Raw genomic sequence first — 10,460 nt, forward strand, 5'->3', positions numbered from 1 at the left:
CATCGCGGACCGGCTGCTGCCCTTCATGGGCGGCGATGCGATGCGCCAGTGGGTCATCTGCGCGTTGGATGCGCTGTATGCGCGCGACGTGCAGGCGCTTCAGCACCAGCTGCCGGCGCTGATGAAGGCGTGCGACGAGCTTGTGCTGGACCAACTCGCTCCTGTCCCTCGGGAGCAGGCGGCCCCCGAGGCCCCTCACGCCCAGGAGGGCAGCGTCGACGCTCGCGCATCAGTCACCGCGCAGGATGATGCGCTTGAGGTTCATCCTTGTGTTGAGACGCATGGCCTCGGCACCCCAGCGTCAGCCACCTCGCAGGACGATGCGCTTGAAGCGCATCCTTGCGTTGAGACGCATGACCTCGGAGTTCCAGCGTCAATCACCTCGCAGGATGATGCGCCCGAGGTGCCTCCCTGCGTTGTGACGACTCGTGACCTTGGCGACTCCATGTCAGTCACAGAGCTGGACGCGGCGTTCGAGGCTCGCTCCTGCGTTGAGGCGCATGGCTTTGGACGTCACACGCCAGTCTTCGAGGTCAACGAGGCGCTCGAGAAGCGTGGCCTCAGCTGCCTCGCGCCAGCCGCCGAGGCCAATGAGGCGCTCGAGGCTGCACCCCGTACCCATGGTTCGGGCCTCCTCGTAGAAACCTTCAGCGGATCGCTGTCGTCGCCATGCGCTCAGGGGCTTGCCCCCCGTGAGTCCGGTGGAGAGGTGACGGGCTCCTTCTCGGGTTGCTTGTCCGACTGTCGGGCAGGTTGGGCCGCTTCGTCTCCGGAAGGGGACCTCAGGCCTGGGGATCCGTCCACTGACCTCGGGCCATCCCACGAGTCGGTGCTCAAGGATGACGGACTGCTTCACGGCCCCCAGGGCATGGCGGGCCGGTGGGCTGCGCGCCTCTGGCGCTTCATTGCCCATTTCCTGGGTCCCCCTGCTTCGTGAGTGGCGACAGCCCTTCACGTCCTCTGCCAAGGGTTGGCACCTGCGTCGATTGCCTTGGACCCATCTGGCCGAGTCGTGCTTTCGCGCCGGATTTGGCAACGAACTTCTGGCCACCTCCTTAAAGTCCACGCCATGGACAGCGTGCCCCTCATCGACGTCCGAGCACTCGTCGACCATACGTCGAGCCCCCAGGCCCGAAGGGAGGTCGCCGCCCGCATGGGCGCGGCCTGCCGCCACACCGGCTTCTTCTACGTCGTGGGCCACGGCGTGGAGGTCGGGCTCCAGTCCCGGCTGGAGGCGCTGGCGCGGGACTTCTTCTCTCGGCCTGAGGAGGAGAAACAGCGGGTGCGCATGGCGCTCGGGGGACGGGCGTGGCGGGGCTTCTTCCCGGTGGGCGGGGAGCTCACGTCGGGCCGGCCGGACCGCAAGGAGGGGCTGTACTTCGGCACGGAGCTGCCGCCAGACGACCCTCGCGTGCGCACCGGCACGCCGCTGCATGGACCGAACCTGTTCCCCCGGGAGCCGGAGGGCTTGCGCGACGCGGTGCTGGAATTCACGGCGGCGCTGACATCGCTGGGGCATTCGCTGATGTCCGGCATCGCGCTCAGCCTGGACCTGGAGGCGGACTTCTTCGCCACGCGGTACATGGCGGATCCGACGGTGCTGTTCCGCATCTTCAACTACCCGCCGGGCCCGGAGGTGGATGCGGAGGGGTTACCAGTGTGGGGCGTGGGCGAACACACCGACTATGGCGTGCTCACCATCCTCAAGCAGGACGACGCGGGCGGGCTCCAGGTGAAGACGCGCCAGGACGGCCACACGCGCTGGGTGGACGCGCCTCCCGTGGAGAACGCGTTCGTGTGCAACATTGGCGACATGCTCGACCGGATGACGCGCGGGGTGTACCGCTCCACGCCGCACCGGGTGCTCAACCGCGCGGGCCGCGACCGGCTGTCGCTGCCGTTCTTCTTCGATCCGGACTGGACGGCGGAGGTGCGCGCCATCGACTCGCCGGCCTTGAGCGGCGCGGGCGCGGACGACCACGCGGAGCGCTGGGACCGGCAGAGCGTGCACTCCTTCCGGGGCACGTACGGGGACTACCTGCTCGGCAAGGTGGGGAAGGTGTTCCCCGACCTGCGCTCGGAAGTGCTGTAGCGCCCGCTCAGGACTGGCGGAGGCGCTGGTCCCCGGCGGTGGCTTGCAGCGACCGCGGCGCGGTCTCCGTGGCGGCCAGATGCGGCGGTCCCGGGTCCTTCATCGCCAGCACCAGACACTCCCGCAGGTGCTGGCGCGCGCGGAACAGCAGGATGCGGACGTTCTCGGGCGACACCCCCAGCAGCGTGGAGACCTCCTCGCCGGGACACTCGTCCAGGAGCCGGAGGCGGATGACCGCCTGCTGCATCCGCGACAGCTGCTCCACACAGCGCACCAGGCTCACCCGCGCCTCGGCCTCCGCCACCAGCGTGTCCGCGGAGGGCAGGTCGGCGGCGACTTCCGGCAGGTCGAACTCGGCCGGCAGCGCCCGCCGCGCCAGCTTGCGCCGCTGGTTGAGCGCGGCGTGGGCCACCAGGGTCGACAGCAGGCGCTCGACCTCGCTGGAGCGGGCCGACAGCGTCGTGGCCTCCGGCATCCGCAGGAAGGTGACAAAGGCGTCCTGGACGCAGTCGAGCGCGTCCTCGGGCGGCAGCCCCCGGCGCCGCGCGCTCGTCACCAGGCGCGCACGGTGCTGGTGGACGAGCAGGGTGATCCAGGAGAGGAACGCGGCGCGCTCGGTGTCGGAGTCCGGGGAGCTGTCATCAGGCATGGCTCCGCCATCCTAACCCCCTTCGGCGAACGCTGCCGAAGGGGGAAAGGCCGGAAGACCTGGATGACGCATGACGACACGCCGCCGTCTAATCCGGGCGATGCACTCCTCGCGCGAGCGCGGTCATCAGTTCCTTCTCATTGAAGCCCAGCGGCGGCAGGGCGGACTGCCTCCCGTAGACGACCTCCCGGGAGGGGGCCAGCAGCACGGTGCCGCTCGGCTGTAGCTTTCCCCAGAACAGCGGCTCCAGGCCTGCTTCCGCGTGCGAGCCCGTGCCGCTGGTGAGCACCGGCACCGGCAGGCCCAGCCACATCGCCAGCTCCCGCGCCTCTTCCGGTCCGTCCGGCACGACCGAAATCACCTTCGCCCGGTTCGCCGTGATGTCACCCTGGCGCTTCGCCAGCGTCTTCAGGTGGTTGCGGCACACCGGACAGGCGGCGTTGCGCAGGAAGAACACCACCGCTGCCTCGCCACCCATGGCCTCGGCCAGCCGCGTGGGCCTGCCCATGCCGTCCCGCAGCTCCAGGTCGGGAAAGCGGGCCCCGGGCTCGAACGTCGCTGTCATGCGTGGATTCCGTCGATGACCGCCGCCGGGACCAGGTCCACGGGCGGGATGTCGATCTCCGTCTGGGCCAGGTGGTTGAGGTAGTTGCCGAAGGTGGTGGCGACGACCTGCGCCAGGATCTCCACCACGTCGCCGTCGGTCCAACCCGCGGCGCGCACCGCCGCCAGCTCCGCGTCCGTCACCGCGCCACGGCGCGCGGCGATCTGCCGGGAGAACTGGAGCGCCGCCTCCACCTTGGCGTCCGGCGCCTTGCCGGAGCGCGCCTGATCCAGCTCCTGATCAGAGAGGCCCGTCTTGCGGCCCAGCTGCGTGTGGTGCGAAACGCAGTAGCGGCAGCCCTGCGCGTTGCCCACCGCGAGGGCGATCTGCTCCCGGACGCGCGGCGTCAGCTGCCCCTGGCCCAGCGTCCCGTGCAGCGCGAAGAAGGCGCTCATCGCCGCGGGCGAATTGGCCAGCACCCGGACCGGCGGAGGCAGGTTCGCGCCCAGCTTCTCCTTGATGGGTTTGAGCGTGGCGTGCGAAGCGTCGACAAGGTTCAGACGGGACATGAAAACTCCTGATGCCGCATGATTGCGGTTTGCCAGTGATTAAGGTCGCGACCCCTGGCCGGCGTTACGCCGGACCTGTCGATTCTTCATAACAAATTCTCAAGCCCATGAAAACACAGGGGATTTTCGATCGAATAATCATACAGAAAATCCCCCTAAATCCGATGCAGAGCGCGCAATAAAATGTTGAAATGAATGTGATTCGTTGTTGAATCGCAAATCTCGCGGTGGCATTGTCGACTGAAATCAACATCCGATTTGGGGAGGGTGAGTCTTGGGGCGACTGACGATTCATACGATTGAGAGCGCTCCGGAGCAGTCCCGTCCGGTGCTGGCCGCGGTGGAGAAGTCCGCAGGGTTCCGTTCGAACCTGCTGGGGCTCATCGCGGAGTCGCCCAGCGCGACGCAGGGCTTCGCGCAGATGGGGCCGCTCCTGGCCCAGTCCTCCCTGGGCGCCGTGGAGCGCGAGGTGGTCATCATGACCATCGGCTGGGAGAACGACTGTTCGTACTGCATGGCCTTCCACAGCTACTTGTGTCGCAAGCTCCAGGTCCCGGATGCGCTCGTGGCCGCGCTCCGGACGGGGACGCCGCTGCCGGATCCCCGGCTGGAAGTGCTCGCGGAGTTCACCCGGACGGTGGTCCGTGAGAAGGGGTACGTGAGCGACGCCCTCTGGAGCCGGTTCACGGCCCAGGGCTTCACGAACGCCAACGCGCTCGACGTCCTCCTGGCCCTGTCCCAGCAGGTGCTGGTGAACTACGCGAACCACCTGGGCGGCGTGGAGCTGGAGCCGGCGCTGAAGGAATTCGCGTGGACCCGCCCGTCCGGGGCGGCGGCGCGCCAGGCGTAGCGGTCCGGGCCTGGGGGCAGGCCCTCCGGGTTTCATCCCAGACATCCGATGTTTCGCGCCCAGGCCCTCCGCGCTGGCGCGCGAGCCCGCGTTCGGCGGCGATGGCCTCGCCGTGTCTCGTGTTGCTTCCGGCGCGGGCGGGGTCTGCCTGTCGCTGATGTGGAAACCATGCCCTTGGGGAAGGGCTGACAGGGGGAAGTGCCTTGGGTGCGCCGACGATGTCTGCTCCTGTGACGGAAGCGTCCGTGCTGTCCGCGCTGCGGGCCCACCTGTTGGAGGCATTGGCCCGCCGCAACGGCCTGTCCCCGGAGCAGATCGACCCACGCCGGCCCTTCAGTCACTACGGGCTGGACTCGCTGGGCGCGGTGGCGCTCGGCCGGGCCTTGTCGGAGCTGGCGGGGCGGGAGGTGTCTCCGACCGTCTTCTGGCGCCATTCCAGCGTGGACGCGCTGCTGCGGCACCTGGCCTCCGGGGACACGGACGCCGCGGTCCCCCTGGAAACAGCCGGGCCGTCCGTGGCCCGCGACGAGCCCATCGCGGTGGTGGGCATGGCCTGCCGCCTTCCTGGCGCGCCAGACATTTCCGCCTTCTGGGAGCTCTTGCGCACCGGGCGCGACGCGGTGTCTGAGGTCCCCGCCGGGCGCTGGACGGATGGGCGTCTGCAGCAGGCGGATCGCGGCGGGAGCGGTGCGAAGGTGCCGCGCCGCGCCGGGTTCCTGCCGGACATCGCCGGGTTCGATCCGCTGTTCTTCGGCATCTCTCCGCGTGAGGCGGCGGAGATGGATCCGCAGCAGCGCCTGTTCCTGGAGCTGGCGTGGGAAGCGCTGGAGGACGCGGGCGTCGTCCCGAGCGCGCTGCACGCGACCGCGACGGGGGTGTTCGTCGGGGCCATCTGGCGGGACTACGCGGAGCTGGGCGGCTCGGAGCCGGGGCGCATCACGCCGCACACGGCCACCGGGCAGGCGCTCAACATGGTCGCCAACCGGCTGTCCTACGTGCTCGGGCTCCAGGGCCCCAGCCTGGTCATCGACACGGCGTGCTCGTCGTCGCTGGTGGCGGTCCACCTGGCCTGCCAGAGCCTGTGGGCGGGGGAGAGCACCACCGCCATCGTCGGCGGCGTCAGCGTGATGGCCTCGCCGCACACGATGGTGGCGCTGACCCGTTTCGGCGGCCTGTCCCCGGATGGCGTGTGCAAGGCGTTTGACGCGAGCGCGGACGGCTTCGGACGCGGGGAGGGCGGGGGCGTGGTGGTCCTCAAGCCGCTCTCCGCCGCGCTCGCCGCGGGCGACACCATCCGCTGCGTCATCCGCGCGACGGGCAGCAACAACGACGGCCCGAGCAACGGCCTCACGGCGCCCAACCCGGAGGCCCAGGAGAAGCTCATCCGGCAGGTCCACGCGCGCTCGGGCGTGGCCCCCGCCTCCGTGGGCTACGTGGAGACGCACGGCACGGGCACGGCGCTGGGCGACCCCATCGAAGCGGGGGCGCTCGGGGCCGTGTTCGCGAAGGCTCGCGGGGAGGGCCCGCCGCTGGTCATCGGCTCGGTGAAGACCAACATCGGCCACCTGGAGGGAGCGGCGGGCATCGCCGGCTTCCTCAAGGCCTGCCTGTGCGTCGAGCAGCGCACGGTGGTGCCCAGCCTCCACTTCACGCGGCCCAACCCGCTCATCCCCTTCGACGCGCTCCGCCTGGAGGTCTCGCGGGAGACGCGCGCGTGGCCGGTGCCGGACGGCCCGGCGGTGGCGGGCGTCAGCGCGTTCGGCTGGGGCGGCACCAACGCCCACGTCGTCCTCCAGGAGGCCCCGCCGTCCCGGCTCGCCTGGGTGGGGCTGGCGGCCTCCGATGCCGAGGGACTGCGGGCCGAGGCACGGCGCGCGCTGGATGCCGTGGGGACCGGCCTGCCGCTCGACGCGATCCAGGAGGCGTTGACGGCGGAGGCCTCCGGCCCCGAGCGGCTCACGGCCTGCGTGCGCACCCGGCACGAGCTGGAGGCGCGCCTGCGCGGGTTCCTGGACGGCGGGGCGGGGACGGTGACGCGGGGCACGGCGCTCGGCCGGCCTCCGAAGGTGGCCTTCGTGTGCGCGCCCCAGGGCGGCCAGTGGGTGGGCATGGGCCGGCGCATGCTGCTCACGGAGGACGCCTTCCGCGCCTCCTTCGAGCGCGTGGACGCTGCGCTGGCGGTCCACTCCGGCCAGTCGCTCCGCGACGAGCTGTTCAAGGCGGAGGGCGTGGCCCGCTACGACGACGTGGACGTGGTGCAGCCGCTCCTCTTCGCGTTCCAGGTGGCCCTGGCGGCGCAGTGGCGCGCCTGGGGCATCACCCCGGACGTGGTTGTGGGCCACAGCCTGGGGGAGATCGCCGCCGCGCACATCGCGGGCATCCTCGACCTGGACGAGGCGGCGCTCGTCATCCACCACTACAGCCGGCTGCAGAAGCTGCTGGCGGACCATGGCGGCATGGCCGTGGTCAACCTGCCGCCCGAGGCGCTGACCGGGATGCTGGAGGCCGCGGGCGGAGCGGTCGTCCTGGCCGGCCACAACGGCCCCCGGTCCACCGTGCTGTCGGGAGACCCGGCCGCGCTGGACTCGCTCCTCGCGGAACTGAAGCGCCGCAAGGAGCTGTGTGCGCGGATCCGCGTGAACGTCGCCGCACACAGCCCGCAGATCGACGCCATCCTCCCGGAGCTGGAGGCCGTGCTCGCGGAGCTGCGTCCCAAGCCCGCGCGCCTGCCGATGATCTCCACCGCCCTGCGGCGGCGGCTGGACGGGCCGGAGGTGGACGGGCGCTACTTCGGACAGAACCTGCGCACGCCCGTGTGGCTTGCCCCGGTGCTCGCGTCGCTGGTGTCCGAGGGCGTGGACGCGCTGGTGGAGCTCAGCCCCCACCCCGTGCTGGTGGGCGCCCTGCAGCAGGCCGCGGAGGGCCGGCAGCCGCCCCCTGTCGTCCTGCCGTCCACCACGCGGGACGAGGACGAGCGGCTGGCGTTCTACGAGGCGCGCGCCACGCTGTTCCGCCTGGGATGCGCGGGGGCGGCCCTCCCCGACGCCCGCGACGCGCTGGTGCCGCTGTCAGCCCACACACCGGAGGCGCTCCGGCAGCTGGCATCGCGCGTGGCCGGGACGCTCCGTCAGGCGCCGTGGACGAAGGCGGAGGACGTCGCCACCACGGCCGCGCTGCGCAGGACGCACCACGCGGAGCGGCTGGCGGTGGTCGCGCGCGGTGGCGAGGACCTGGCCCAGGCGCTGGACGCGTACGCGCGGGGAGAGCCCCACGAACGGCTGGTGACCCCGGCGCACGCGAAGGCCCCCTCGGTGGTGTTCGTCTTCCCGGGCCAGGGCTCGCAGTGGCACGGGATGGCGCGGCAGCTGCTGCGCGACGAGCCGGCCTTCCGCGCGGAAATCGGACAGTGTGACGCGGCCATCCATGCGCTCACCGGCTGGTCCGTGGTGGAGGAACTGGAGGCGCCCGAGTCCGCGTCCCGGATGGCCCGGGTGGACGTGGTGCAGCCGGTGCTCTTCGCCGTGGAGGCGGCGCTGGCGGCGCTCTGGCGCTCCTGGGGCGTGCAGCCGAAGGCGGTCATCGGCCACAGCATGGGCGAGGTCGCCGCGGCGTATGTCGCGGGCGCGCTGAACCTGGCGGACGCCGCGCGGATCATCTGCCGCCGCAGCCAGCTGCTCCGCCGGGTGAGCGGGCAGGGCGCCATGCTCGCCGCGGAGCTCACGCTGGACGAGGCCCGCGAGGCCCTGCGCGGCCACGAGGCGCACGTGGCCGTGGCGGTGAGCAACAGCTCCCGTTCGACCGTGCTGTCGGGCCAGCCGCAGGCGCTGGAGGTCATCTCCCAGGCGCTCCAGGCCCGCGGCGTCTTCTGGCGCTGGGTCAAGGTGGATGTCGCCTCCCACAGCCCGCAGATGGACGCGCTGAAGGCCGAGCTCTTGGAGGTGGTGGCCGACGTCCAGCCGGTGCCCGCGGCGGTGCCCATCCACTCCACGGTCCTGGACGCGGTGACGGATGGCCGCGACTTCGACGCGGGCTACTGGGTGCGCAACCTGCGCGACCCCGTCCTCTTCGCCTCCGCGGTCCGGCGCGCGCGCGAGGCCGGGCACGACGTCTTCATCGAGATGAGCCCGCATCCCATCCTGCTGCCCGCCGTCGAGCAGGAGCTGGCCGACGTGGGCCTGCCGGGCGAGGTGCTGCCGTCGCTGCGGCGCAACGAGTCCGAGCGCGAGACGCTGCTGCGATCCCTGGCGGCGCTCTACACGCGCGGGCTGGAGCCCACGTGGAGCGCCGTCACCCGCGCGGGCCGCCCCGGTGCCCCGCTGCCCACGTACCCCTGGCAGCGCGAGCGCTTCTGGCTCGAAGCCGCGCCCGTGACCGCCCGTGTTCCCGCCGTCAGCCGCCTGAATGGCGAAGGACTCCTGGGCAGCCACTTCCCGTCCGCCGTGGAGCCGCGCCTGCACCACTGGCAGGCCGAGTGGGGCGCGGACGTGTCTGGCTTCCTCGCCGACCATCGCGTGGGCGGCGACGCCGTGGTTCCCGGCGCCGTCTTCCTGTCCATGGCGATGCGGGCCGCGCGGCAGGCGCTGGGGAGCGCGCCCGTGGCGCTGCGGGACATCGTCTTCCCGCAGCCGCTGGTGCTGGGCGCCGAGCCCGCGCCGCGCGTGCAGACCGTCCTCTCCGTGCGCGACACGCAGCGCGAGCTCCAGGTGTTCTCCCAGGGCGAGGGCCGCACGTGGGTGCCCCACGCGCGGGCCCTGGTAGACGCGGGTCCTGCGGCGGCGGTGGGCCGGGAACGGGCGCTGGAAGCGCTCGCGGCCCGGGACTCCCTGCGCGGCTCCGCGGCGATGCTGCTGGACTCGGTGCGGTACTACGAGCTGCTGGCGGGCTGCGGGCTGGACTACCGCGCGGCCTTCCGTGGCGTGGACTGCGTCTGGTCCCGCGAGGCGCAGGCCCTGGGGCGCATCCTGTCCCCCGCGGCCTCCGTGGATCCCGAGCTGGCGCAGGTGGCCTGCATCGACTCGGCGCTCCAGCTCTCCATCGCCACGCTGCCGCCCAGCCTCGTGTTCCGGGGGCGGCAGCTCATCAGCGTCGGCGTGGACGGGTTCGCGCTCCACCGGCTTCCGGAAGGGGCCTTCCACGCTCACGCGCAGCGCCGTCCGGGCGGCGAGGGCGCCGTGTTCCTGGTGGACGTGGTGGCGTTCACCGACGCGGGCGAGCCGTTGTTTCACGTCGACGGGTTGAGGGTCCGCGTGCTCGACGTGGCGCGCCCCTCGGTCCCCCGGAGCGATGAGGCCCGCACGGCCACCACGCCGTTGCGGACGCTGTTCGACGAGCTGGGCACGCTGGAGCCCTCGCGGCGGCGGTCCCGCGCCGAGGAGGAGCTGCGGCAGGTGGTGGCCACCGTGCTGAAGCTGGCCCCGGCGCGTGTCCCCATGGATCAGCCGCTGCGCACGCTGGGCATGGACTCCGTCATGTCACTGGAGCTGCGCAACCGCATCGAGGCGCGCACCGGCATCCGGCTCTCCGCCACCGCGCTCTGGAACCACCCCACGGTGGAGGCGCTGACGGGCTTCGTCCTGAGCCAGGCCCCGTCCGCGCCGACGCCCGTGCCCAAGCCCGCCCCGGCGCGCGTTCCGCCGCCGCCCGCGCCCGCAGCGCCCGTCGTGCCCGCTGACGCATCAATGCCTTCAGACCTGGAGCTCGAGCGGCTGCTGGAGGCCGAGCTCGCCCAGGTCCACCAGATCATCAAGGAGTCCTGA

At 71.8% G+C, this 10,460-nt stretch carries 6 protein-coding genes and 1 pseudogene; 4 read left to right on the forward strand and 3 right to left on the reverse strand.

Annotated elements, in window-relative coordinates:
• Together D7W81_RS42205 and D7W81_RS01315 are read left to right on the forward strand one after the other, a co-directional pair.
• Positions 1 to 937, forward strand: a pseudogene (locus tag D7W81_RS42205) (hypothetical protein); the annotation flags it as partial.
• A 132-nt stretch (positions 938 to 1,069) separates the two neighbouring features.
• A complete protein-coding gene (locus tag D7W81_RS01315) occupies positions 1,070 to 2,092 on the forward strand; it encodes an isopenicillin N synthase family dioxygenase (RefSeq protein ID WP_120553472.1) in 1,023 nt (340 codons plus the stop codon).
• A gap of 7 nt (positions 2,093 to 2,099) precedes the next feature.
• Here the strand turns inward: D7W81_RS01315 and D7W81_RS01320 are convergent, their stop codons facing one another.
• The 3 genes from D7W81_RS01320 to D7W81_RS01330 all read right to left on the reverse strand — a co-directional run bounded on the left by D7W81_RS01320 (position 2,100) and on the right by D7W81_RS01330 (position 3,854).
• Positions 2,100 to 2,741, reverse strand: a complete 642-nt coding sequence (locus D7W81_RS01320) for an RNA polymerase sigma factor (RefSeq protein WP_120553473.1) — start codon at positions 2,739 to 2,741, stop codon at positions 2,100 to 2,102.
• An 88-nt stretch (positions 2,742 to 2,829) separates the two neighbouring features.
• The gene (locus tag D7W81_RS01325; RefSeq protein ID WP_120553474.1) at positions 2,830 to 3,306 is read right to left on the reverse strand and encodes a redoxin domain-containing protein; all 477 of its coding nucleotides are present in this window, start codon (positions 3,304 to 3,306) and stop codon (positions 2,830 to 2,832) included.
• Positions 3,303 to 3,854 carry a carboxymuconolactone decarboxylase family protein gene (locus D7W81_RS01330; protein WP_120553475.1) on the reverse strand — a complete coding sequence of 184 codons (552 nt, stop codon included), beginning with the start codon at positions 3,852 to 3,854 and terminating at the stop codon, positions 3,303 to 3,305. The genes D7W81_RS01325 and D7W81_RS01330 overlap by 4 nt, the downstream gene beginning before the upstream one ends.
• 274 nt (positions 3,855 to 4,128) lie before the next feature.
• Here D7W81_RS01330 and D7W81_RS01335 point away from each other — a divergent pair, with 274 nt between their 5' ends.
• Together D7W81_RS01335 and D7W81_RS01340 are read left to right on the forward strand one after the other, a co-directional pair.
• A complete protein-coding gene (locus D7W81_RS01335) occupies positions 4,129 to 4,704 on the forward strand; it encodes a carboxymuconolactone decarboxylase family protein (protein WP_147445303.1) in 576 nt (191 codons plus the stop codon).
• Between the two features lie 218 nt (positions 4,705 to 4,922).
• Positions 4,923 to 10,460, forward strand: a complete 5,538-nt coding sequence (locus D7W81_RS01340; RefSeq protein WP_120553477.1) for a type I polyketide synthase — start codon at positions 4,923 to 4,925, stop codon at positions 10,458 to 10,460.

Origin of the sequence: Corallococcus aberystwythensis, from assembly GCF_003612165.1 — a bacterium.
Taxonomy (GTDB): Bacteria; Myxococcota; Myxococcia; order Myxococcales; family Myxococcaceae; genus Corallococcus; species Corallococcus aberystwythensis.

Coding starts and splice junctions, on each gene's coding strand:
- D7W81_RS01325 (WP_120553474.1), bottom strand. CDS start 3,306: ATGACAGCGACGTTCGAGCCCGGGGCCCGCTTTCCCGACCTGGAGCTG.
- D7W81_RS01330 (WP_120553475.1), bottom strand. CDS start 3,854: ATGTCCCGTCTGAACCTTGTCGACGCTTCGCACGCCACGCTCAAACCC.
- D7W81_RS01315 (WP_120553472.1), top strand. CDS start 1,070: ATGGACAGCGTGCCCCTCATCGACGTCCGAGCACTCGTCGACCATACG.
- D7W81_RS01340 (WP_120553477.1), top strand. CDS start 4,923: ATGTCTGCTCCTGTGACGGAAGCGTCCGTGCTGTCCGCGCTGCGGGCC.
- D7W81_RS01320 (WP_120553473.1), bottom strand. CDS start 2,741: ATGCCTGATGACAGCTCCCCGGACTCCGACACCGAGCGCGCCGCGTTC.